Annotated in this window: 19 protein-coding genes; 18 read left to right on the forward strand and 1 reads right to left on the reverse strand. The window is 65.6% G+C overall.

Going from position 1 to position 23,135, the window contains the following annotated elements:
• The first annotated feature begins 5 nt into the window (after nt 1-5).
• From rsmH to lpxC, 15 genes are all read left to right on the forward strand, one after another.
• A complete protein-coding gene (gene rsmH / locus HNP46_RS11920; protein WP_184589081.1) occupies nt 6-947 on the forward strand; it encodes a 16S rRNA (cytosine(1402)-N(4))-methyltransferase RsmH in 942 nt (313 codons plus the stop codon).
• Nucleotides 944-1,237 carry a cell division protein FtsL gene (gene ftsL, locus HNP46_RS11925; protein WP_184589083.1) on the forward strand — a complete coding sequence of 98 codons (294 nt, stop codon included), beginning with the start codon at nt 944-946 and terminating at the stop codon, nt 1,235-1,237. Before rsmH ends, ftsL begins: the two co-directional genes overlap by 4 nt.
• Nucleotides 1,234-2,982 carry a peptidoglycan D,D-transpeptidase FtsI family protein gene (locus HNP46_RS11930; RefSeq protein ID WP_184589085.1) on the forward strand — a complete coding sequence of 583 codons (1,749 nt, stop codon included), beginning with the start codon at nt 1,234-1,236 and terminating at the stop codon, nt 2,980-2,982. The genes ftsL and HNP46_RS11930 overlap by 4 nt, the downstream gene beginning before the upstream one ends.
• Nucleotides 2,982-4,445, forward strand: coding sequence for a UDP-N-acetylmuramoyl-L-alanyl-D-glutamate--2,6-diaminopimelate ligase (locus HNP46_RS11935; protein WP_184589087.1), 1,464 nt, complete (start codon nt 2,982-2,984; stop codon nt 4,443-4,445). The genes HNP46_RS11930 and HNP46_RS11935 overlap by 1 nt, the downstream gene beginning before the upstream one ends.
• Nucleotides 4,438-5,802: a UDP-N-acetylmuramoyl-tripeptide--D-alanyl-D-alanine ligase gene (locus HNP46_RS11940; protein WP_184589090.1), complete on the forward strand. Its 1,365-nt coding sequence runs from the start codon at nt 4,438-4,440 to the stop codon at nt 5,800-5,802. The genes HNP46_RS11935 and HNP46_RS11940 overlap by 8 nt, the downstream gene beginning before the upstream one ends.
• The gene (gene mraY / locus HNP46_RS11945) at nt 5,803-6,885 is read left to right on the forward strand and encodes a phospho-N-acetylmuramoyl-pentapeptide-transferase (RefSeq protein ID WP_184589092.1); all 1,083 of its coding nucleotides are present in this window, start codon (nt 5,803-5,805) and stop codon (nt 6,883-6,885) included.
• A 13-nt stretch (nt 6,886-6,898) separates the two neighbouring features.
• Nucleotides 6,899-8,245, forward strand: a complete 1,347-nt coding sequence (murD, locus tag HNP46_RS11950) for a UDP-N-acetylmuramoyl-L-alanine--D-glutamate ligase (RefSeq protein WP_184589094.1) — start codon at nt 6,899-6,901, stop codon at nt 8,243-8,245.
• A complete protein-coding gene (gene ftsW / locus HNP46_RS11955) occupies nt 8,245-9,444 on the forward strand; it encodes a putative lipid II flippase FtsW (protein WP_045209625.1) in 1,200 nt (399 codons plus the stop codon). The genes murD and ftsW overlap by 1 nt, the downstream gene beginning before the upstream one ends.
• Nucleotides 9,434-10,507 carry an undecaprenyldiphospho-muramoylpentapeptide beta-N-acetylglucosaminyltransferase gene (gene murG, locus HNP46_RS11960; protein ID WP_184589096.1) on the forward strand — a complete coding sequence of 358 codons (1,074 nt, stop codon included), beginning with the start codon at nt 9,434-9,436 and terminating at the stop codon, nt 10,505-10,507. Before ftsW ends, murG begins: the two co-directional genes overlap by 11 nt.
• Entirely contained in the window at nt 10,500-11,954 is a 1,455-nt protein-coding gene (murC, locus tag HNP46_RS11965; RefSeq protein WP_184589097.1) for a UDP-N-acetylmuramate--L-alanine ligase, read from the forward strand. Before murG ends, murC begins: the two co-directional genes overlap by 8 nt.
• The gene (locus tag HNP46_RS11970; protein WP_184589099.1) at nt 11,951-12,898 is read left to right on the forward strand and encodes a D-alanine--D-alanine ligase; all 948 of its coding nucleotides are present in this window, start codon (nt 11,951-11,953) and stop codon (nt 12,896-12,898) included. The genes murC and HNP46_RS11970 overlap by 4 nt, the downstream gene beginning before the upstream one ends.
• Before the next feature lie 3 nt (nt 12,899-12,901).
• Nucleotides 12,902-13,765, forward strand: a complete 864-nt coding sequence (locus HNP46_RS11975) for a cell division protein FtsQ/DivIB (protein WP_184589101.1) — start codon at nt 12,902-12,904, stop codon at nt 13,763-13,765.
• A 21-nt stretch (nt 13,766-13,786) separates the two neighbouring features.
• Nucleotides 13,787-15,034, forward strand: a complete 1,248-nt coding sequence (gene ftsA, locus HNP46_RS11980) for a cell division protein FtsA (protein ID WP_184589103.1) — start codon at nt 13,787-13,789, stop codon at nt 15,032-15,034.
• 53 nt (nt 15,035-15,087) lie between these two features.
• Complete coding sequence (gene ftsZ / locus HNP46_RS11985; RefSeq protein ID WP_184589105.1) at nt 15,088-16,272, forward strand: cell division protein FtsZ; 1,185 nt, start codon at nt 15,088-15,090, stop codon at nt 16,270-16,272.
• 112 nt (nt 16,273-16,384) lie between these two features.
• Nucleotides 16,385-17,296, forward strand: coding sequence for a UDP-3-O-acyl-N-acetylglucosamine deacetylase (lpxC, locus tag HNP46_RS11990; RefSeq protein WP_184589107.1), 912 nt, complete (start codon nt 16,385-16,387; stop codon nt 17,294-17,296).
• An 82-nt stretch (nt 17,297-17,378) separates the two neighbouring features.
• Here the strand turns inward: lpxC and HNP46_RS11995 are convergent, their stop codons facing one another.
• A complete protein-coding gene (locus tag HNP46_RS11995; protein ID WP_184589108.1) occupies nt 17,379-17,840 on the reverse strand; it encodes a DUF721 domain-containing protein in 462 nt (153 codons plus the stop codon).
• A gap of 290 nt (nt 17,841-18,130) precedes the next feature.
• Between HNP46_RS11995 and secA the strand changes: the two genes are divergently transcribed.
• From secA to HNP46_RS12010, 3 genes are all read left to right on the forward strand, one after another.
• On the forward strand, nt 18,131-20,884 hold the full coding sequence (gene secA / locus HNP46_RS12000) for a preprotein translocase subunit SecA (RefSeq protein ID WP_184589110.1): 2,754 nt from the start codon (nt 18,131-18,133) through the stop codon (nt 20,882-20,884).
• 136 nt (nt 20,885-21,020) lie between these two features.
• Nucleotides 21,021-22,238: a bifunctional glutamate N-acetyltransferase/amino-acid acetyltransferase ArgJ gene (gene argJ, locus HNP46_RS12005; RefSeq protein WP_184589112.1), complete on the forward strand. Its 1,218-nt coding sequence runs from the start codon at nt 21,021-21,023 to the stop codon at nt 22,236-22,238.
• A gap of 197 nt (nt 22,239-22,435) precedes the next feature.
• On the forward strand, nt 22,436-23,065 hold the full coding sequence (locus HNP46_RS12010; RefSeq protein WP_184589114.1) for a glutathione S-transferase family protein: 630 nt from the start codon (nt 22,436-22,438) through the stop codon (nt 23,063-23,065).
• Nucleotides 23,066-23,135 lie beyond the last annotated feature (70 nt).

The raw sequence follows: 23,135 nt of genomic DNA on the forward strand, positions 1-23,135 counted from the left end.
TGCCTGTGACCAGTACCTTCCAACACATCACCGTTCTGCTCGAGGAGGCCGTCGAAGCGCTGGCCCCCCTGGAGGGCGGCCGCTATGTGGACGGGACGTTCGGCAGGGGAGGGCACAGCCGGGCCTTGCTCGGCAGGCTTGGCCCAGGCGGTCAACTGCTCGGGTTCGACAAGGACCCCCAAGCGATCGCGACGGGAAAAACACTGGCGGCCGAAGACGGCCGCTTCGTCATTGTGCAAAGGTCCTTCGCCGAGATGGCCGAGGAGTTCTCCGCGCGCGGCCTGCAGGGCAGCGTGGACGGGGTTCTGCTGGACCTGGGCGTGTCCTCGCCGCAGCTGGACGATCCGCAGCGCGGCTTCAGCTTCCTCAATGATGGCCCGCTGGACATGCGCATGAACCCGGACCAGGGCGTCAGCGCCGCGCAGTGGATCGCCACGGCTGCGGAAGACGAAATCGCCCGCGTGTTCAAGGACTATGGCGAAGAGCGTTTCGCCAAGCGCATGGCCCGCGCCATCGTCCAGCGCCGGGCAGAAGCGCCCTTCGAGCGCACTGCCGACCTGGCCGCCGTGGTCACCGAGGCCAATCCGGCCTGGGAGAAGGGCAAGAACCCGGCGACCCGTGCCTTCCAGGGCCTGCGCATCTTCATCAACAACGAGCTGGGCGATCTGGAGCGCGGCCTTGAGGCTGCCATGGAAGGTCTCGCCGTGGGCGGCCGTCTGGTGGTGATCAGCTTCCACTCGCTGGAAGACCGCATCGTCAAGCAGTTCATGCGCCGTCAGGTGAAGGGCGAGGCAGACAACCTGCCGCGCAACCTGCCGATCCAGGTCAAACCCTTCGAGCCACGCCTGAAGCTGATCGGCAAGCCGGTCTACGCCTCCGAGGCCGAGCTCAAGGCCAACCCGCGCTCGCGCAGCGCGGTCATGCGCATCGCGGAGAAGCTCAGATGAGCCGGCTCTTCTCCAAGCGCCTGCCTACCGGCAGCTTCTTCATGTTGCTGCTATTCATCGGCGTACTTCTGTCGGCGATTTCCGTTTCCTACAGCGCGTACTGGAACCGCCAGTTGCTCAACACGCTGTTCTCTGAATTGAACGTGCGCGACAAGGCACAGGCCGAGTACGGCCGGTTGATCCTCGAACAGAGCACCTGGACGGCCCACAGCCGTATCGAAGGCCTGGCCACCGACCAGCTGAAGATGCGCGTGCCCGATCCGACCGAAATCATCATGGTGGCGCCATGAGAGACCTGGCCGGCGCTCGCTACCCCTGGCGCTTCCGCGTCGTCATCGCCCTGCTGCTGGCGATGGTGGCGGCGATCGCCTGGCGGATCGTCGACCTGCACGTCATCGACCACGATTTCCTCAAGGGCCAGGGTGATGCGCGCAGCGTGCGGCACATCTCCATTCCCGCGCACCGCGGCCTGATCACCGACCGCAACGGCGAGCCGCTGGCGGTCAGCACCCCGGTCGCCACCCTCTGGGCCAACCCCAAGGAGCTGGTGCTGGAGCGCGAGAAGTGGGGCTTCCTCGCCGACGCCCTCGGCCAGCCCAAGGCCGCGCTGAGCGAGCGCCTGGATGCCAATGCCGACAAGGAATTCATCTACCTGGTCCGCGGCATGACCCCGGAGCAGGGCGAAGCCGTAATGGCCCAGGTGAAAGCGCACCGGATTCCCGGCGTGTACTCGGTGGAAGAGTTCCGCCGCTTCTATCCGTCTGGCGAAGTCGCTGCGCAGGTGGTGGGCTTCACCGACGTCGACGACCGTGGTCGCGAGGGCGTGGAACTGGCCTTCGACAGCTGGCTGGCCGGCGTGCCGGGCAAGCGCCAGGTGCTCAAGGATCGTCGCGGGCACCTGATCCGTGACGTGCAGGTCACCCGCAACGCCAAGGCCGGCAAGACCCTGGCGCTGTCCATCGATCTGCGCCTGCAGTACCTGGCCAACCGCGAACTGCGCAATGCGCTCGTAGAGAACGGCGCCAAGGCCGGCAGCCTGGTGATCCTCGACGTGAAGTCCGGCGAAGTGCTGGCCATGGCCAACCAGCCGACCTACAACCCGAACAACCGCCGCAACCTGCAGCCGGCGATGATGCGCAACCGCGCCATGATCGACGTATTCGAGCCGGGTTCGACCATGAAGCCGTTCTCCATGAGCGCGGCCCTGGAAACCGGCCGCTGGAAGCCCTCCGACAAGGTCGAGGTCTACCCCGGCACCCTGCAGATCGGCCGCTACACCATCCGCGACGTATCGCGTACCGAAGGCCCGGTGCTGGACTTGACCGGCATCCTGATCCGCTCCAGTAACGTCGGCATGAGCAAGGTCGCCTTCGATATCGGCGGCGAAGCCATCTACAACGTGATGCAGAAGGTCGGCCTCGGCCAGGACACCGGCCTGGGCTTCCCCGGCGAGCGCGTCGGCAACCTGCCCAACTACCGCGAGTGGCGCAAGGCCGAGACGGCCACGCTGTCGTACGGCTACGGCCTCTCGGTGACCGCCATCCAGCTGGCCCATGCCTATGCCGCGCTGGCCAACAACGGCCGCAGCGTGCCGCTGACCATGGTCCGCGCCGATCGTCCGGCCGATGCCGTGCAGGTCATTCCCGAGCCGGTCGCCAAGACCATGCAGGGCATGCTCCAGCAAGTGATCGAAGCGCCCAACGGCGTGTACCGCGCCCAGGTGCCGGGTTACCACGTGGCCGGCAAGTCCGGTACCGCGCGCAAGACCAACACCGGCACCAAGGGCTATGCCGAGAACTCCTATCGCTCCCTGTTCGCCGGCTTCGCGCCGATGAACAACCCGCGTTATGTCGCCGTGGTCGTCATCGACGAACCCAGCAAGGCCGGCTACTTCGGTGGCCTGGTTTCTGCTCCGGTGTTCAGCAAGGTGATGTCCGGCACGCTGCGCCTGATGAATGTGCCGCCAGACAATCTGCCGGCGACCCCGCAGCAGCAAGCCGAAGCTGCGCCCGCTACCAAAGGAGGGCGTGGCTGATGCCGATGAGCCTCAACCAGCTGCTGCCCCAGGCCGAAAGCGGCGAACTGATCCGTGAGCTGACCCTGGACAGCCGTACCGTCAAGCCAGGCGACCTGTTCCTCGCCGTACCGGGTGGAAGCCAGGACGGCCGCGGCCATATCGCTGCCGCCCTCAAGCTGGGCGCTGCCGCCGTGGCCTACGAAGCCGAAGGCGCCACCGACCTGCCGCCCAGCGATGTGCCGATGATCGCCATCAAGGGCCTGGCCCGGCAGCTGTCGGCCATTGCCGGGCGCTTCTATGGCGAGCCGAGCCGCGGCGTCGACCTGGTCGGCGTCACCGGCACCAATGGCAAGACCAGCGTCAGCCAACTGGTGGCCCAGGCGCTGGACCTGCTCGGTGAGCGCTGCGGCATCGTCGGCACGCTCGGCACCGGTTTCTACGGTTCGCTGGAAAGCGGCCGTCACACCACGCCCGACCCGCTCGCGGTGCAGGCGACCCTGGCACGCCTGAAGCAGGCCGGCGCCAGAGCGGTGGCGATGGAAGTATCTTCCCACGGTCTGGAGCAGGGCCGCGTCGCCGCGCTGGGCTTCGACGTGGCGGTGTTCACCAATCTGTCCCGCGACCATCTGGACTACCACGGCTCGATGGAAGCCTACGGTGCCGCCAAGGCCAAGCTATTTGCCTGGCAGGGGCTGCGTTGCCGGGTGATCAATCTGGACGACGACTTCGGTCGCCAACTGGCCGCTGAGTCCCACGAATCCCGCCTGATGGGTTACAGCCTCAGTGACCCGTCGGCCTATATCTATTGCCGCGAAGCGAAGTTCAGCGACGCCGGCGTGCAGGCGCAGATCGTCACGCCGCAGGGCGAAGGCCTGCTGCGCAGCTCGCTGCTGGGCAAGTTCAACCTGAGCAACCTGCTGGCCGTGGTCGGCGCGCTGCTGGGCCTGGACTACCCGCTGGGCGACGTGCTCAAGGTACTGCCGCAGCTGGAAGGCCCGATCGGCCGCATGCAGCGCCTGGGCGGCGGTGACAAGCCGCTGGTGGTGGTGGATTACGCCCACACCCCGGATGCGCTGGAGAAAGTCCTGCTGGCCATGCGCCCCCATGTGCACGGCCAACTGCTCTGCCTGTTCGGCTGCGGTGGCGACCGTGATCGCGGCAAGCGCCCGATCATGGCGCAGATTGCCGAGCAGCACGCCGATCGCGTGCTGGTCACCGACGACAACCCGCGTACCGAGAAGAGCGAGGCGATCATCGCCGACATCCGTGCCGGTTTCGCCAAGCCCGAGGCGGTCGAGTTCGTATCCGGCCGCGGTGAGGCCATTGCCCGCCTGATTGCTTGCGCCGGTGTCGACGATGTCGTGCTGCTGGCCGGCAAGGGGCACGAGGATTACCAGGAGATCGACGGCGTTCGCCAGCCGTTCTCCGATCTGGAACAAGCCGCCAAGGCGCTGGCTGCCTGGGAGGTGAAACGTGCTTAAGCCCTTGTCGCTCACTGAAGTTGCCGACGCGCTGCAAGGCCGCGTGGTCGGTGCCGACGTCTCGTTCGATGCCGTGAGCACCGACAGCCGCGCTATCGCACCGGGCCAGCTGTTCATTGCCCTGACCGGGCCGCGCTTCGACGGTCACGACTACCTTGCCGACGTCGCCGCCAAGGGTGCAGTCGCCGCGCTGGTTGAACGCGAAGTCGCCGATGCGCCACTGCCGCAACTGGTGGTGGCCGATACCCGCGTCGCCCTGGGCCAGCTCGGCGCGCTGAACCGTGCCGGGTTCACCGGCCGTGTCGCTGCCGTCACCGGTTCCAGCGGCAAGACCACCGTCAAGGAAATGCTCGCCAGCATCCTGCGCACCCAGGGCGAAGTCCTGGCGACCCGCGGCAACCTGAACAACGACCTGGGCGCGCCGCTGACCCTGCTGCAACTGGCGCCCGAGCACCAGAGCGCGGTCATCGAGCTGGGCGCCAACCGCGTCGGCGAGATTGCCTATACCGTGGCGCTGACCTGCCCGCAGGTCGCCATCATCACCAACGCCGGCACCGCCCACGTGGGTGAGTTCGGCGGCCAGGACAAGATCGTCCTGGCCAAGGGCGAGATTCTCGAAGGGCTGGCCGCCGATGGCGTGGCCATCCTCAATCGCGACGACAAGGCCTTTGATACCTGGCAGGCCCGCGCCGCCGGTCGCCGGGTGTCCAGCTTCGGCCTGCACGACGCGCGCGCCGACTTCCGTGCCAGCGATGTGCAGCGCGACGCCCGTGGCTGCCCCGGCTTCACCCTGCAGGACCCGGCCGGCGAGGCGGCCATCCAGCTGAATCTGCTGGGTGAGCACAACGTCACGAACGCGCTGGCCGCCGCCGCTGCCGCCCACGCCCTTGGCGTGCCGCTGGTCGGGATCGTTGCCGGCCTGCAGAACCTGCAGCCGGTCAAGGGTCGCGCGGTAGCTCAGCTGGCGACGAACGGCATGCGTGTGATCGACGACAGCTACAACGCCAACCCGGCTTCAATCTGCGCGGCGATTGATATACTCGCCGGCTTTTCCGGCCGGACCGTCCTGGTCCTCGGGGACATGGGCGAACTGGGTGCCTGGGCGGAGTCGTCCCACCGCGAAGTGGGAACCTACGCCATTGGCAAAGTCGCCGCGCTCTATGCCGTCGGTCCGCTGATGAGCCACGCCGTGCAGGCGTTCGGTTCCGCGGGCCGGCACTTCGCCGATCAGGCCAGCCTGATCCGGGCCCTGGCCGAAGAAGCTTCGACAACCACCATTCTGATCAAGGGTTCCCGCAGCGCGGCGATGGACAAGGTCGTCGCGGCGCTCTGTGGTTCCTCCGAGGAGAGTCACTAAATGCTGCTGCTGCTCGCCGAGTACCTGCAACAGTTCTACAAGGGCTTCGGCGTCTTCCAGTACCTGACCCTGCGCGGCATCCTGAGCGTGCTGACCGCGCTCGTCCTGTCGCTCTGGCTGGGCCCGTGGATGATCCGCACCCTGCAGATCCGCCAGATCGGCCAGTCGGTGCGCAACGACGGTCCGCAATCGCACCTGTCCAAGAAAGGCACGCCGACCATGGGCGGCGCGCTGATCCTCACCGCCATCGCCATCAGCACCCTGCTCTGGGCGGACTGGTCGAACCGCTACGTGTGGGTCGTGCTGGCCGTGACCCTGCTGTTCGGCGCCGTCGGCTGGGTTGATGACTACCGCAAGGTGATCGAGAAGAACTCCCGTGGCCTGCCGAGCCGCTGGAAGTATTTCTGGCAGTCGGTATTCGGCCTGGGCGCGGCGATCTTCCTTTATATGACCGCCGAGACGCCGGTCGAGACCACCCTGATCGTGCCGATGCTGAAGAACGTCGAGATCCCCCTGGGCATCTTCTTCGTGGTGCTGACCTACTTCGTCATCGTCGGCTCCAGCAACGCGGTGAACCTCACCGACGGCCTCGACGGCCTGGCTATCATGCCCACCGTGATGGTCGGCGGTGCGCTGGGGATCTTCTGCTACCTGTCGGGCAACATCAAATTCGCCGAATACCTGTTCATCCCGAGCGTGCCGGGTGCCGGCGAACTGATCATCTTCTGCGGCGCCATCGTCGGTGCGGGACTGGGCTTCCTCTGGTTCAACACCTACCCGGCCCAGGTCTTCATGGGTGACGTCGGCGCGCTGGCCCTCGGCGCTGCGCTGGGCACCATCGCCGTGATCGTCCGCCAGGAAATCGTGCTGTTCATCATGGGCGGCGTGTTCGTCATGGAAACCCTGTCGGTGGTGATCCAGGTCGCTTCCTTCAAGCTGACCGGCAAGCGGGTGTTCCGCATGGCGCCGATCCACCACCACTTCGAACTCAAGGGCTGGCCGGAGCCGCGCGTGATCGTGCGCTTCTGGATCATCACGGTGATTCTCGTGCTGATCGGCCTGGCCACGTTGAAACTGCGTTGAGGACTGATCGAGCATGAGCCTGATCGCTTCCGACCAATTCCGCATCGTTGTCGGCCTCGGCAAGAGCGGCATGTCCCTGGTGCGCTACCTGGCGCGCCAGGGCGTGCCCTTTGCCGTGGCCGATACGCGCGCGAATCCGCCGGAGCTGGCAACCCTGCGCGAGCAGTATCCGCAGGTTGAGGTGCGCTGCGGCGACCTCGATGCCGATTTCCTCTGCCGCGCCCAGGAGCTCTACGTGAGCCCGGGCCTGTCGCTGCGCGTGCCGGCGCTGATCGAGGCTGCTGCCCGTGGCGTACGCCTGTCCGGCGACGTCGACCTGTTCGCGCGTCACGCGAAGGCACCCATCGTCGCCATCACCGGTTCCAACGCCAAGAGCACCGTCACCACCCTGGTGGGCGACATGGCCAAGGCAGCTGGCAAGCGCGTCGCCGTCGGCGGCAACCTCGGCACCCCGGCCCTGGACCTGCTGGCCGATGACGTCGAGCTTTACGTGGTGGAACTGTCCAGCTTCCAACTGGAAACCTGCGAGCGCCTGAACGCCGAAGTCGCCACCTGCCTGAACGTCAGCGAAGACCACATGGACCGCTACGACGGCATGGCCGACTACCACCTGGCCAAGCACCGCATCTTCCGCGGCGCCAAGCAGGTCGTGGTGAACCGCGCCGATGCCCTGAGCCGCCCGCTGATCGCCGACACCGTGCCGTGCTGGACCTTCGGCACCAACAAGCCGGACTTCAAGGGCTTCGGCCTGATCGAGGAAGACGGGGAGAAGTGGCTGGCCTTCCAGTTCGAGTCGCTGATGCCGGCCCGCGAGCTGAAGATCCGTGGCGCGCACAACCAGTCCAACGCCCTGGCGGCGCTGGCGCTGGGGCATGCCGTGGGCCTGCCGTTCGAGCCGATGCTGCAGACCCTGCGCGAGTTCGCCGGTCTCGCCCACCGCTGCCAGTGGGTACGCGAGCGTAACGGCGTGAACTACTACGACGACTCCAAGGCCACCAACGTCGGCGCCGCCCTGGCGGCCATCGAAGGCCTGGGCGCCGATATCGACGGCAAGCTGGTGCTGATCGCCGGTGGCGACGGCAAGGGTGCTGATTTCCACGACCTGCGCGAGCCGGTCGCCCGGTATTGCCGCGCCGTGGTGCTGCTGGGGCGCGATGCCGAGCTGGTCAGTGCTGCCATCGGCAACGCCGTTCCCAAGGTCCGCGTGAATACCCTCGAAGAGGCCGTCGAGCACGCTGCCGACCTGGCCCTGCCGGGTGACGCCGTGCTGCTGTCGCCGGCCTGCGCGAGCCTGGACATGTTCAAGAACTACGAAGAACGCGGACGCCTGTTCGCCAAGGCCGTGGAGGAGCTCGCCTGATGTTCTCCTTCCTGCGCCCCTATCCGTCCCCGCTGATCAGCCGCAACGGCATCGACATCGACTTCCCGCTGCTCGCGGGTTGTCTGGCGCTGCTCGGCCTCGGCCTGGTGATGGTCACTTCGGCTTCCTCCGAAGTCGCTGCGGCGCAGTCCGGCAACCCGCTGTACTTCTCGGTCCGTCACCTGATCTACCTCGCCATCGGCTTCGTCGCCTGCGGCGTGACCATGATGGTGCCGATGGAAACCTGGCAGCGCTGGGGCTGGAAATTGCTCGCCGTGGCCTTCCTGCTGCTGGTGATGGTGATCACCCCCGGCATCGGCCGCGAGGTGAACGGTTCCATGCGCTGGATCGGCTTCGGCCTGTTCAACATCCAGCCCTCGGAGATCGCCAAGGTCTTCGTGGTGATCTTCATGGCCGGCTATCTGGTGCGTCGCCAGGAAGAAGTGCGCGAGAGCTGGCTGGGCTTCTTCAAGCCGTTCGTGGTGCTGCTGCCCATGGCCGGCCTGCTGCTGCGCGAGCCCGACTTCGGCGCCACCGTGGTGATGATGGGCGCGGCTGCGGCAATGCTGTTCCTCGGCGGCGTGGGCCTGTTCCGCTTCGGCCTGATGGTCGCTCTGGCGGTGGGCGCTGTGGTTCTGCTGATCCAGACCCAGCCTTACCGGATGGCGCGCCTGACCAACTTCACCGACCCCTGGGCCGACCAGTTCGGCGCGGGCTACCAGCTCAGCCAGGCGCTGATCGCCTTCGGCCGTGGCGGCTGGACCGGCATGGGCCTGGGCAACAGCATCCAGAAGCAGTTCTACCTGCCCGAAGCGCACACCGACTTCGTGTTCGCCGTGCTCGCCGAAGAACTGGGCATCGTTGGTGCCATGGCCACTGTCGCGCTGTTCGTCTTCGTCAGCCTGCGCGCGCTGTACATCGGCATCTGGGCCGAGCAGTCGAAACAGTACTTCTCCGCCTACGTTGCCTACGGCTTGGCCTTCCTGTGGATCGGCCAGTTCCTGATCAACGTCGGCGTGAACGTCGGCCTGCTGCCGACCAAGGGCCTGACCCTGCCATTCCTCAGCTACGGCGGCAGCTCTCTGGTGATCTGCTGTGCCCAGCTGGGAATGCTGCTGCGCATCGAATGGGAACGCCGCACCGTGATGGGCAGCGAGGAATATGAATTCAGCGAAGAGGACTTTGCCGATGAAAGGTAACGTCCTGATCATGGCTGGCGGCACCGGCGGACACGTGTTCCCGGCCCTGGCCTGCGCCCGTGAGTTCCAGGCGCGCGGTTACAGCGTGCACTGGCTGGGCACGCCGCGCGGCATCGAGAACGACCTGGTGCCCAAGGCCGGCCTGCCGCTGCACCTGATCAACGTCAGCGGCCTGCGCGGCAAGGGCCTCAAGTCCCTGCTGCGCGCGCCGTTCGATCTGCTCAAGTCGCTGTTCCAGGCGCTGGGCGTGGTACGCCAGCTCAAGCCGGTGTGCGTGCTTGGTCTGGGTGGCTATGTCACCGGCCCAGGCGGCCTGGCGGCCAAGCTGTCCGGCGTGCCGCTGGTGATCCACGAACAGAACGCCGTCGCCGGCACCGCCAACCGCAGCCTAGCGCCGCTGGCCAAACGGGTCTGCGAAGCCTTCCCGGACACCTTCGACAGCAGCGCCAAGCGCCTGACCACCGGCAACCCGGTGCGCGTCGAGCTGTTCCTGGAAGAGGGCGCCCGCGCGCCGCTGGCCGGTCGCCGGGTCAACCTGCTGGTGCTGGGCGGCAGCCTGGGCGCCGAGCCGCTGAACAAGCTGCTGCCCGAAGCGCTGGCACAGGTGCCTGCGGAAATCCGTCCGGCCATTCGCCATCAGGCCGGCCGTCAGCATGACGAAATTACCGCGGAGCGTTATCGCACCGCCGGTGTCGAAGCGGACGTAGCTACGTTCATCGCCGACATGGCCGCGGCCTACGCCTGGGCCGATCTGGTGATCTGCCGCGCTGGCGCGCTGACCGTCAGCGAGCTGACCGCCGCTGGCCTTGCGTCCTTCCTGGTGCCGCTGCCCCACGCGATCGACGACCACCAGACCAAGAACGCCGAATTCCTGGTGCGCGAGGGCGCGGCCCTCCTGCTGCCACAGAAATCTACCAGCGCCGCCGAACTGGCCGCGCAGTTGTCCGAGGTATTGATGCATCCCGATTCCCTGACCCGCATGGCCGCTCGCGCTCGCAGCCTGGCCAAGCCCGAGGCTACCCGTACGGTAGTCGATGCCTGCCTGGAGGTGGCCCGTGGTTAAGGAACCCACTGGCGTCACCCGCACCATGCGGCGCATCCGCCGCATCCACTTCGTCGGCATCGGTGGCGTGGGCATGTGCGGTATCGCGGAAGTGCTGCTCAACCTCGGCTACGAAGTCTCCGGCTCCGACCTCAAGGCGTCGCCGGTCACCGAGCGCCTGCAGAAGTTCGGCGCAGAAATCTTCATCGGCCATCGCGCGGAGAACTCCGACGGCGCCGATGTGCTGGTGGTGTCCAGCGCGGTGAACAAGTCCAACCCGGAAGTCGCCGCCGCGCTGGATCGCCGCGTGCCGGTGGTACCGCGCGCCGAGATGCTTGCCGAGCTGATGCGCTATCGCCACGGCATCGCCGTCGCCGGTACCCACGGCAAGACCACCACCACCAGCCTGATCGCCTCGGTGTTCGCCGCCGGCGGCCTGGACCCGACCTTCGTCATCGGCGGCCGCCTGAACGCTGCCGGTACCAACGCGCAGCTGGGCACCAGCCGTTACCTGGTGGCCGAGGCCGACGAGAGCGACGCCAGCTTCCTGCACCTGCAGCCTATGGTCTCGGTGGTCACCAACATCGACGCCGACCACATGAGCACCTATGGCGGCGACTTCAACAAACTGAAGCGCACCTTCGTCGACTTCCTGCACAACCTGCCGTTCTACGGCCTGGCGGTGGTCTGCGTGGACGACCCGGTAGTGCGTGAGATCCTGCCGCAGGTCGCCCGTCCGACCGTGACCTACGGCCTGAGCGAGGACGCCGACGTCCGCGCCATCAACATCCGCCAGGAAGGCATGCGCACCTACTTCACCGTGCTGCGCCCCGAGCGCGAGCCGCTGGACGTCTCGGTGAACATGCCCGGCCTGCACAACGTGCTGAACTCCCTGGCGACCATCGTCATCGCCACCGATGAAGGCATCTCCGACGAAGCCATCGTCCAGGGCCTGTCCGGCTTCCAGGGCGTCGGCCGGCGCTTCCAGGTCTATGGCGACCTGCAGGTGCAGGGCGGCAGCGTGATGCTGGTCGACGACTACGGCCACCACCCGCGCGAAGTCGCGGCGGTGATCAAGGCCGTGCGCGGCGGCTGGCCGGAGCGCCGTCTGGTGATGGTCTACCAGCCGCACCGCTTCAGCCGTACCCGCGATCTGTACGACGACTTCGTGCAGGTACTGGGCGAGGCCAACGTGCTGATGCTGATGGAGGTCTACCCGGCTGGCGAAGAGCCGATTCCCGGCGCCGACAGCCGTCACCTGTGCCACAGCATCCGCCAGCGCGGCCAGCTCGACCCGATCTACCTGGAGCGTGGCGGCGACCTCGCCTCGCTGCTCAAGCCGCTGCTGCGTCCGGGCGACATCCTGCTCTGCCAGGGCGCCGGTGATATCGGCGGGCTGGCTCCGGCACTGATCAAGAATCCGATGTTCGGCGCCGCCGCTGCGGGCGTCGAGGGGAAGAAGCAATGAGTGACGCCCTCAAATCCGCCCTCGAGCCCCGCGCCTTCGGTCGCGTCGCCGTGCTGTATGGTGGCAAGAGCGCCGAGCGCGAGGTGTCGCTGAAGTCCGGCGCCATGGTCCTGCAGGCTCTGCAGGGTGCAGGCGTCGACGCTTTCGGCATCGACGTGGGCGACGACCTGCTGGAGCGTCTGACCCGCGAGAAGATCGACCGCGCCTTCATCATCCTCCACGGCCGTGGCGGGGAAGACGGCACCATGCAGGGCCTGCTGGAGATCGCCGGTATTCCCTACACCGGCAGCGGCGTGCTGGCTTCCGCTCTGGCCATGGACAAGCTGCGCACCAAGCGCGTGTGGCTGAGCCTGGGCCTGCCGACGCCCGACCACGCCGTGCTGGCCAGCGAGGACGATTGCCGCGCTGCTGCGGCGAAGCTCGGTTTCCCGCTGATCGTCAAGCCGGCCAACGAGGGTTCGAGCATCGGCATGGCCAAGGTGAACAGCGAGCAGGAACTGATCGCTGCCTGGGCCGATGCCGCGAAATACGATCCGCAGGTGCTGGTCGAGCAGTGGATCAGCGGCCCCGAATACACCGTGGCGATCCTCCGTGGCCAGGTGCTGCCGCCCATTCGACTGGGCACTCCGCACACCTTCTACGACTACGACGCCAAGTACCTGGCCAACGATACCCAGTACCAGATTCCCTGCGGCCTCGATGCCGACAAGGAGCAGGAACTCAAGGACCTGACCGCGCGCGCCTGCGATGCCCTCGGCATCCAGGGCTGGGGTCGGACCGACGTGATGCAGGACGCCCAAGGGCGCTTCTGGCTGTTGGAAGTGAACACCGCACCGGGCATGACCGACCACAGCCTGGTGCCCATGGCCGCGCGCGCGGCCGGCCTGGACTTCCAGCAGCTGGTGCTGGCGATCCTCGCCGACAGCGTCGAGGCAAGGGGGTAAGTCATGAACGGCGCGCAGCTTCGTCACCAGAATCCCGGAATCGGCCGTGCCCCTGCACGCAAGCCGGTGCCGCGCGGCGCCAGCCGTCTGGTGGCCAAGGAGCCGCTCAGCGCCCGCATGCCCAAGCCCAGCTTCGGCTTCCTGAAGGTGCTGCTGTGGCCTCTGGTGCTGGGTGTGCTCGGCGGTGGCGCTTACTACGGCGCGCAGTATGTGCTGCCCTACGCGGACCGGCCGATTGCCAAGGTCAGCGTGGAAGGCGACCTGAGCTACATCAGCCAGGCGGCCGTGCAGCAGCGGATCAGCCCCTACGTGTCGGCCAGCTTCTTCACCATCGACCTGGCCGGCATGCGTCAGGAGCTGGAGCAGATGCCCTGGATCGCCCATGCCGAGGTGCGCCGCGTCTGGCCCGACCAGGTGGTGGTCCGCCTGGACGAGCAATTGCCCATCGCCCGATGGGGTGACGAAGCCCTGCTGAACAACCAGGGTCAGGCTTTCGCCCCGCGTGAAGTGGCCAACTACGAGCACCTGCCGCGCCTGTCCGGCCCGCAGCGTGCTCAGCAGCAAGTGATGCAGCAGTACCAGATTCTCAGCCAGATGCTCCGCCCGCTGGGCTTCACCATCGCCAGCCTGGACATGAGTTCGCGCGGCGCCTGGACCCTGGGCACCGCACAGGGTGTGGAGATCATGCTGGGCCGCGATCACGCGGTGGAACAGATTCGCCGGTTCGTGACCATCTACGACAAGGCGCTGAAAGAACAGATTACGAAAATTGCCCGCATCGACATGCGCTACCCCAACGGCCTGGCCGTGGGTTGGCGCGATCCGGTGCCGGAAGCGACGGTGGCTCAGACCACCGCCGCGCAGTGAGTTGAGGAGACTTCGATAAACATGGCAAGCGTGCAGAGCGGCAAAATGGTCGTCGGCCTCGACATCGGCACCTCCAAGGTGGTGGCGCTGGTGGGTGAAGTGGCGGCCGATGGCAAGCTGGAAATCGTCGGTATCGGGACGCATCCGTCCCGCGGCCTGAAGAAGGGCGTGGTGGTCAACATCGAGTCCACAGTGCAATCGATCCAGCGCGCCATCGATGAAGCCCAGCAGATGGCGGGCTGCCGTATCCACTCGGCCTTCGTCGGGATTGCCGGCAACCATATCCGCAGCCTGAATTCCCACGGCATCGTGGCGATCCGCGATCGTGAAGTCAGCGGCGCCGACATCGAACGCGTACTGGACGCGGCCCAGGCCGTGGCCATCCCGGCCGACCAGCGTGTGCTGCACACCCTGGCCCAGGACTACGTGATCGACAACCAGGAAGGCGTGCGCGAGCCGCTGGGCATGTCCGGCGTGCGCCTGGAAGCCAAGGTGCACGTGGTGACCTGCGCGGTGAACGCCGCGCAGAACATCGAGAAGTGCGTGCGCCGCTGCGGTCTGGAAGTGGACGACATCATCCTCGAGCAGCTGGCTTCGGCCTATTCCGTGCTCACCGAGGATGAGAAGGAACTGGGCGTGTGCCTGGTGGACATCGGCGGCGGCACCACCGACATCGCCATCTTCACCGAGGGCGCGATCCGCCACACGGCGGTGATCCCGATCGCCGGCGACCAGGTCACCAACGACATCGCCATGGCGCTGCGTACCCCGACCCAGTACGCTGAGGAAATCAAGATTCGCTACGCCTGTGCACTGGCCAAACTGGCCGGCCCCGGCGAAACCATCAAGGTGCCCAGCGTCGGTGATCGTCCGCCGCGGGAACTGTCGCGCCAGGCGCTTGCCGAAGTGGTCGAGCCTCGTTACGACGAGCTGTTCACCCTGGTTCAGGCCGAACTGCGCCGCAGTGGCTACGAGGACCTGATTCCAGCCGGGATCGTCATGACCGGCGGCACCGCCAAGATGGAAGGCGCCGTCGAGCTGGCCGAGGAGATCTTCCACATGCCGGTACGCCTGGGCGTACCCCACAGCGTCAAGGGACTGGCCGACGTCGTGCGCAATCCGATCTATTCCACCGGTGTGGGGCTGCTCCTGTACGGACTGCAAAAGCAATCCGACGGCATCTCCCTGTCCGGCAGCAGCTTCAGCAGCGACGAACCCAAGACACCGGTACTGGAAAAGCTCAAACGCTGGGTCCAGGGCAATTTCTGATTTACCACCGCGGTAAACGTAGGCAACACAACTAGAAAGGAAGGAGAGGGGAAATGTTTGAACTGGTAGATAACGTCCCGCAAACAGCAGTCATCAAGGTGATCGGCGTAGGTGGTGGCGGCGGCAACGCCGTGAACCACATGGCCAAGAACAACGTTGATGGCGTCGAATTCATTTGCGCCAACACCGATGCGCAGGCGCTGAAGAACATCGCCGCGCGCACCGTGCTGCAGCTCGGCCCGGGTGTGACCAAGGGCCTGGGCGCTGGCGCCAACCCCGAAGTAGGCCGCCAGGCCGCCATAGAGGACCGCGAGCGTATCGCCGAAGTCCTGGAAGGCGCCGACATGGTCTTCATCACCACCGGCATGGGTGGCGGTACCGGTACCGGTGCTGCGCCGATCATTGCCGAGGTTGCCAAGGAAATGGGCATCCTCACCGTGGCCGTGGTCACCCGTCCGTTCCCGTTCGAAGGTCGCAAGCGCATGCAGATCGCCGACGAGGGCATCCGCTCGCTGGCGGAAAGCGTCGACTCGCTGATCACCATCCCGAACGAAAAACTGCTGACCATCCTGGGCAAGGACGCGAGCCTGCTGGCCGCCTTCGCCAAGGCTGACGATGTACTGGCCGGTGCCGTTCGCGGTATCTCCGACATCATCAAGCGCCCGGGCATGATCAACGTCGACTTCGCCGACGTGAAAACCGTCATGAGCGAAATGGGCATGGCGATGATGGGCACCGGCTGCGCCAGCGGTCCGAACCGTGCTCGCGAGGCGACCGAGGCGGCGATCCGCAACCCGCTGCTGGAAGACGTCAACCTGCAGGGCGCCCGCGGCATCCTGGTGAACATCACCGCCGGTCCCGACCTGTCCCTGGGCGAGTACTCCGATGTGGGCAACATCATCGAGCAGTTCGCTTCCGAGCACGCCACCGTGAAGGTGGGCACCGTGATCGATCCGGACATGCGCGACGAGCTGCACGTCACCGTGGTCGCCACCGGTCTGGGCGCGCGCCTGGAAAAACCGGTCAAGGTCGTCGACAACACCGTTCAGACCCAGGCCGTCAGCAGCCAGGCTCCGGTTCAGCGCGAGCAGCAGTCGGTGAACTACCGCGACCTGGACCGTCCGACCGTCATGCGCAACCAGAGCCACGGCGGCGCAGCCACCGCGGCCAAGCTGAACCCGCAGGACGATCTGGACTACCTGGACATTCCGGCCTTCCTGCGTCGCCAGGCCGATTGAGTCGATTTATCAGGAGTATCAATGTGATTGGTGTTCAGCAAAGGGCGGTTCTGCTATCATCGCCGCCCATTGTTGACAACAGTTCGCAACTTGCGCGAAAGCGGCCAAAGCCATGATCAGACAACGCACCTTGAAGAACATCATCCGGGCGACCGGTGTCGGCCTGCACTCCGGGGAGAAGGTTTACCTGACCCTGAAGCCGGCTCCCGTCGATACTGGCATCGTGTTCTGCCGGACCGATCTCGACCCCGTGGTGGAAATTCCCGCCCGTGCCTCGAACGTCGGCGAAACCACCATGTCGACCACCCTGATCAAGGGTGACATCAAGGTGGATACCGTGGAGCACCTGCTCTCGGCCATGGCCGGCCTGGGTATCGACAACGCCTATGTCGAGCTGTCCGCGTCGGAAGTACCGATCATGGACGGCAGCGCAGGTCCCTTTGTATTCCTGATCCAGTCCGCTGGCCTGCAAGAGCAGGAAGCGGCCAAGAAGTTCATCCGTATCAAGCGCGAAGTGACGGTGGAAGAGGGCGACAAGCGCGCCACCTTCGTTCCGTTCGACGGCTTCAAGGTGAGCTTCGAGATCGATTTCGATCACCCGGTCTTCCGAGGTCGCACCCAGAAAGCCGTGGTGGATTTCTCCAGCACTTCCTTCGTCAAGGAAGTCAGCCGCGCCCGTACCTTCGGGTTCATGCGCGACATCGAGATGCTGCGTTCGCAGAACCTGGCGCTTGGTGGCAGCGTGGAGAACGCCATCGTGGTCGACGAGTATCGAGTGCTCAACGAAGACGGTCTTCGTTACGAGGACGAGTTCGTCAAGCACAAGATCCTGGACGCCATTGGTGACCTGTACCTGCTGGGTAACAGCCTCATCGGCGAGTTCATCGGCTACAAGTCCGGTCACGCCCTGAACAACCGTCTCCTGCGTACCCTCATCGCAGACAAGGACGCTTGGGAAGTAGTGACCTTCGAGGACGCCAAGACCGCGCCGATCTCCTATATGCGACCCGCTGCGGCCGTATAAGGAACCTCCTCCTTTCAGCTATAACTTCAAAGGCCACCCTCGGGTGGCCTTTTTTTATGCCGGCTGTTTAGTGCCTGGCGGATTACTCTTCGGACGGTTTCCGGCTGCGGCTGGCGAGGCGTTCGAGGGCGGCCTTGAGCTGCGGGTTGTTGCAGATGCCGTCGGCGGCCTCCTGCAAGGTGGCGGAAGCGGCGGCGGTCAGCTGGTTGGTATTGACCGGCCTTGCCGGCTGGGTGACCGGCTGCACCTTGAACAGGATGCGCACCAGCCCGGTGAACTCCTCGTGGGCGGCGAGTTGCCGCAGCAGGCGGTTCTGCTGGTAGCGCAGGCGCGTGGCCCAGTGGCCGTCGGTGACGACCAGCAGCAGGCTGCCCTCGCGCCAGGACGCGACGCGGCAGAACGGCCGTGCAGCCGGCTGCAGTTGCGCATCGAGCAGTTCCTGCAGGCGCGACAGACGCTGGGCCTGGACGAACAGCGACTGCAGCGGCTTGGCTTCGCGCAGCAGCTTGGTCATCGCCTGGGCGGGCAGGGGGCGGAAGGCCATGGTGAGGAACCGGGGGATGAATAAGGAAAGATGGTAACAGATGCGGGTCGGGCCATAGGCCATCGTGGCCCTTGAAGTTGCCCGCCTGCGTCACCATATCACCCACACGGATCGAAAGTTGTCGCCCCATGCATTGCCGGAAAGCGCGCAGGATGCGAAGCTTCCAAGGATGACTTCGGCACTTTTCTCCCGGATGTTTCCGGGTAGAATGCCCGCTTCATTGCCGTTCCGCGCCGCGGCCAGCCAGTCGGGCAGCCCTCCAATTCTCCAGTTCGGATGACCCAGTCGATATGTTTGCGCCTTTGTTGAAAAAACTCTTTGGAAGCAAGAACGAGCGCGAAGTGAAGCGCATGGCCAAGCAGGTCCAGGCCATCAATGCACTCGAGCCCCAGATGGTCCCGCTTTCCGATGAGCAACTGAAGGCCAAGACCGAAGAGTTCAAGGCGCGCGTCGCCAAGGGCGAAACCCTCGACCAGATCCTCCCGGAAGCTTTTGCCGTGGCCCGCGAGGCCGGCAAGCGCGTGATGGGCATGCGTCACTTCGACGTCCAGCTGATCGGCGGCATGTCCCTGCACGAAGGCAAGATCGCCGAGATGCGTACCGGTGAGGGCAAGACCCTGGTGGGTACCCTGGCCGTCTACCTGAACGCCCTGTCCGGCAAAGGCGTGCACGTGGTCACCGTGAACGACTACCTGGCCCGCCGCGACGCCAACTGGATGCGTCCGCTGTACGAGTTCCTCGGCCTCACCGTCGGCATCGTCAGCCCGTTCCAGCCGCCGGAAGAGAAGCGCGCTGCCTACGCCTCCGACATCACCTACGGCACCAACAACGAATTCGGTTTCGACTACCTGCGCGACAACATGGCGTTCAGCCTGGAAGACAAGTTCCAGCGCGAACTGAACTTCGCCGTGGTCGACGAAGTGGACTCCATCCTCATCGACGAGGCGCGGACTCCGCTGATCATCTCCGGCCAGGCCGAAGACAGCTCCGAGCTGTACATCAAGATCAACAAGCTGATCCCGCGCCTGAAGCGCCATGTCGAGGAAGTCGAAGGCCAGGTGACCCAGCAGGGCCACTACAGCATCGACGAGAAGACCCGTCAGGTCGAACTCAACGAACAGGGCCACGCCTACGTCGAGGAACTGCTGACCCAGAACGGCCTGCTGGCCGAGGGCGAGAGCCTCTACTCGGCGCACAACCTCAGCCTGCTGACCCACGTCTACGCCGCGCTGCGCGCCCACACCCTGTTCCACCGCAACGTGGAATACATCGTCCAGGGCGACCAGGTCCTGCTGATCGACGAGCACACCGGCCGTACCATGCCGGGCCGCCGCCTCTCCGAGGGCCTGCACCAGGCCATCGAGGCGAAGGAAAACCTGCCGATCCAGGCCGAGAGCCAGACCCTGGCCTCGACCACCTTCCAGAACTACTTCCGCCTCTACACCAAGCTGGCCGGCATGACCGGCACCGCCGACACCGAGGCCTTCGAATTCCGCCAGACCTACGGCCTGGACGTGGTGGTGATCCCGACCCACCGGCCGGTTGCGCGTAAAGACTTCAACGACCTGGTCTACCTGACCCAGGACGAGAAGTACGCCGCCATCATCACCGACGTGCAGCAGTGCCAGGCGCTGGGCCGTCCGATCCTCGTGGGTACCGCTTCGGTGGAGACTTCCGAGTACGTCTCGCAGCTCCTGGAAAAGGCCGGTATCCAGCACAAGGTCCTGAACGCGAAGTACCACGAGAAGGAAGCCGAGATCATCGCCCAGGCCGGTCGTCCGGGCTCGGTCACCATCGCCACCAATATGGCCGGTCGGGGTACCGACATCCTGCTGGGCGGCAACTGGGAAGTGGAAGTCGCCGCGCTGGAGAACGCCACCGACGAACAGGTCGCGCAGATCAAGGCCGACTGGCAGAAGCGTCACCAGCAGGTCATCGAATCGGGTGGCCTGCACGTGATCGCGTCCGAGCGCCACGAATCCCGCCGTATCGACAACCAGCTGCGCGGCCGTGCCGGCCGTCAGGGCGACCCGGGCTCCAGCCGCTTCTACCTGTCGCTGGAAGACCACCTGATGCGCATCTTCGCCTCCGATCGGGTGAAGAACTTCATGAAGGCCCTCGGCATGCAGCCGGGCGAAGCGATCGAGCACCGCATGGTGACCAACGCCATCGAAAAGGCCCAACGCAAGGTCGAAGGCCGCAACTTCGACATCCGTAAACAACTGCTGGAGTTCGACGACGTCGCCAACGAGCAGCGCAAGGTGATCTACCACATGCGCAACACCCTGCTCGCGGCGGACAACATCGGCGAAACCATCGTCGAGTTCCGCGAAGACACGCTGAACAACACCATCAACAACCACATTCCGCCGCAGTCGCTGCCCGAGCAGTGGGATGTCGCCGGCCTGGAAGCTTCGCTGTACAGCGACTTCGGCCTGAAGCTGCCGATCCAGCAGTGGCTGGACGAAGACGACAAGCTCTACGAAGAGACCCTGCGCGAGAAGATCCTCGCCGAGCTGGTGGCCGCCTACAACGAGAAGGAAGACCTCGCCGGCGCCGAAGCCCTGCGCACCTTCGAGAAGCAGATGCTGCTGCGCGTGCTGGACGATCTGTGGAAGGACCACCTGTCCACCATGGATCACCTGCGCCACGGTATCCACCTGCGTGGCTACGCACAGAAGAACCCGAAGCAGGAATACAAGCGCGAGTCCTTCAACCTGTTCCAGGAACTGCTCAACTCCATCAAGCGCGACACCATCCGCGTGCTGTCCTTCGTTCAGGTGCGCCGCGAAGACCCGGCCGAAGAAGAAGCCCGTCTGCGCCGCGAAGCCGAGGAGATGGCCAAGCGCATGCAGTTCCAGCACGCCGAGGCGCCGTCCATGGACCAGGTCACCGGCGAGCCGGAAGAGGGTGAGCTGGCGGATATCACCGATAACGTGGTGCCGATGGAACCGGTCCGCAACGACGCCAAGATCGGCCGCAATGAGCCCTGCCCGTGCGGTTCCGGCAAGAAGTACAAGCACTGCCACGGTCAGGTGGAATAACCCCTCCCGACCCTGATACCAACGCCGCGACCGGCCCTGCCGCTCGCGGCGTTTTGCTCATTTGATCCACCGATCAGATGATTCACCGACTCGATTCTCTGACTAGAGATTCTCTGACTCGATAGGAGCGCGCCACATGGCTGTTGGTCTCGGCCCCATGTCCACCCTGCACCCGGTCCCCGGTTTCGAACTCGGCATCGCCTCCGCCGGCATCAAGCGACCCGGCCGCAAGGACATCGTGGTGATGCGCTGCGCCGAAGGCTCCACCGTGGCCGGCGTGTTCACCACCAACGCCTTCTGTGCCGCTCCGGTGATCCTCGCGCGCAAGCGCTTCCTGGGCCCGGTGCGCTACCTGCTGACCAACACCGGCAACGCCAACGCCGGTACCGGCGAGCCGGGTCTGGCCAATGCCAGCCGTACCTGCGCCAAGCTGGCCGAGCTGGCCGGCGTGCCGGAAATCGCCGTGCTGCCTTACTCCACCGGGGTGATCGGCGAGCCGCTGCCGGTCGAGAAGATCGAAGCCGCGCTGCCCGCCGCGCTGGCCAACCTGTCGGTGGATAACTGGGCCGACGCCGCCACCGGCATCATGACCACCGACACCCTGCCCAAGGGCGCCAGCCGCCAGTTCCAGCACGATGGCGTGACCATCACCGTCACCGGCATCAGCAAGGGCGCCGGCATGATCAAGCCGAACATGGCGACCATGCTCGGCTACATCGCCACCGACGCCAAGGTGGCCCAGGCCGTGCTGCAGGACCTGCTGCGTGATGCCTCGAACAAGTCGTTCAACCGCATCACCATCGATGGCGACACCTCCACCAACGACTGCTGCATGCTGGTTGCCACCGGCCAGGCTGCGCTGCCGGAAATCACCGCGGCCACTGGTGCGCTGTTCGCCGCGCTGAAGCAGGCGGTGCTGGAAGTCTCCATGGAACTGGCCCAGGCCATCGTCCGTGATGGCGAAGGCGCCACCAAGTTCGTCACCGTGCAGGTGAACGGCGGCGCGACTCACCAGGAGTGCCTGGACGTCGGCTACGCCGTGTCCCACTCGCCGCTGATCAAGACCGCGCTGTTCGCCTCCGACCCGAACTGGGGCCGCATCCTCGCTGCCGTCGGCCGTGCCGGCGTGGCGGACCTGGACGTGAGCCTGATCGACGTGTTCCTCGACGACGTGGCCATCGCCAGCCGTGGTTGCCGCGCCACCAGTTACACCGAGGACCAGGGCGCCAGGGTCATGGCCCAGGAAGAGATCACCATTCGCATCGATCTCGGCCGCGGCACCTGCAGCGAGACCATCTGGACCACCGACCTGTCCCACGAGTACGTGAAGATCAACGCGGAATATCGCACCTGACGGCAGCGACAAGCTTGAAGCTGCAAGCCATAAGCAAAAGCTTCCCGGCTTGCAGCTTGCAGCTTGCAGCTTGCAGCTTGCAGCTTGCAGCTTTACGCCGGATTCCCGATTTTCATGGATAGATGAAAATCGGGAATTTGTTTTCATGGCTGCCGCGCTCTAAGGTCTTCTGACCGACCCTCAAGAGCATCGCGTCCATGTCCCTCACCCTGATCATCGGCAGCAAGAATCTCTCCTCCTGGTCCCTGCGCGGCTGGCTGGCCATGCAGCTCACCGGCGCCGAGTTCGAGGAAGTCCTCATTCCCCTCGGCGGTCAGGACGTCACCCGGCGTATCCGCGAACACTCGCCCAGCGGCAAGGTGCCGGCGCTCAAGTGCGAGCACGGGCTGATCTGGGACTCCCTGGCGATTGCCGAATACCTCGCCGAGCGATTCCCCGAAGCCCACCTCTGGCCCCGTGGCGAAGCCGCGCGCGCCCTGGCCCGTTCGGTTTGCGCCGAGATGCACAGTGGCTTCATGGCGCTGCGTTCGCACATGCCCATGGATATCCAGCGCAACCAGCCCCTGGTGGACGTGCCCGAGGCAGTGGAGGCGGACATCGCCCGCGTCGTTGAGCTGTGGGCGCTGTGCCGCCAGCAGTTCGGCCAGGACGGCCCGTTCCTGTTCGGCCACGCCAGCATCGCCGATGCCTTCTACGCGCCCATTGCCACGCGCCTGCGCAGCTACTGCGTGACCCTGCCCATCGAGACGCAGAACTACGTGGATGCGATCTACGCCTGGCCGGCGTTCCGTCCCTGGCTGGACGCGGCGATGGTCGAACGCGCCTGATCCCGGTCGCCAATGACGGTAGAATGCCCCTCTGCGCGGGCCCTGCCCGGATCGGATTGAGGAGTAGCAC

The sequence above is a fragment of the Pseudomonas nitroreducens genome (assembly GCF_014204515.1).
Classification (GTDB): Bacteria; Pseudomonadota; Gammaproteobacteria; order Pseudomonadales; family Pseudomonadaceae; genus Pseudomonas; species Pseudomonas nitritireducens_A.

Coding starts and splice junctions, on each gene's coding strand:
- ftsL (WP_184589083.1), top strand. CDS start 944: ATGAGCCGGCTCTTCTCCAAGCGCCTGCCTACCGGCAGCTTCTTCATG.
- HNP46_RS11930 (WP_184589085.1), top strand. CDS start 1,234: ATGAGAGACCTGGCCGGCGCTCGCTACCCCTGGCGCTTCCGCGTCGTC.
- HNP46_RS11935 (WP_184589087.1), top strand. CDS start 2,982: ATGCCGATGAGCCTCAACCAGCTGCTGCCCCAGGCCGAAAGCGGCGAA.
- mraY (WP_184589092.1), top strand. CDS start 5,803: ATGCTGCTGCTGCTCGCCGAGTACCTGCAACAGTTCTACAAGGGCTTC.
- murD (WP_184589094.1), top strand. CDS start 6,899: ATGAGCCTGATCGCTTCCGACCAATTCCGCATCGTTGTCGGCCTCGGC.
- ftsW (WP_045209625.1), top strand. CDS start 8,245: ATGTTCTCCTTCCTGCGCCCCTATCCGTCCCCGCTGATCAGCCGCAAC.
- murG (WP_184589096.1), top strand. CDS start 9,434: ATGAAAGGTAACGTCCTGATCATGGCTGGCGGCACCGGCGGACACGTG.
- HNP46_RS11970 (WP_184589099.1), top strand. CDS start 11,951: ATGAGTGACGCCCTCAAATCCGCCCTCGAGCCCCGCGCCTTCGGTCGC.
- HNP46_RS11975 (WP_184589101.1), top strand. CDS start 12,902: ATGAACGGCGCGCAGCTTCGTCACCAGAATCCCGGAATCGGCCGTGCC.
- ftsA (WP_184589103.1), top strand. CDS start 13,787: ATGGCAAGCGTGCAGAGCGGCAAAATGGTCGTCGGCCTCGACATCGGC.
- ftsZ (WP_184589105.1), top strand. CDS start 15,088: ATGTTTGAACTGGTAGATAACGTCCCGCAAACAGCAGTCATCAAGGTG.
- lpxC (WP_184589107.1), top strand. CDS start 16,385: ATGATCAGACAACGCACCTTGAAGAACATCATCCGGGCGACCGGTGTC.
- HNP46_RS11995 (WP_184589108.1), bottom strand. CDS start 17,840: ATGGCCTTCCGCCCCCTGCCCGCCCAGGCGATGACCAAGCTGCTGCGC.
- secA (WP_184589110.1), top strand. CDS start 18,131: ATGTTTGCGCCTTTGTTGAAAAAACTCTTTGGAAGCAAGAACGAGCGC.
- argJ (WP_184589112.1), top strand. CDS start 21,021: ATGGCTGTTGGTCTCGGCCCCATGTCCACCCTGCACCCGGTCCCCGGT.
- HNP46_RS12010 (WP_184589114.1), top strand. CDS start 22,436: ATGTCCCTCACCCTGATCATCGGCAGCAAGAATCTCTCCTCCTGGTCC.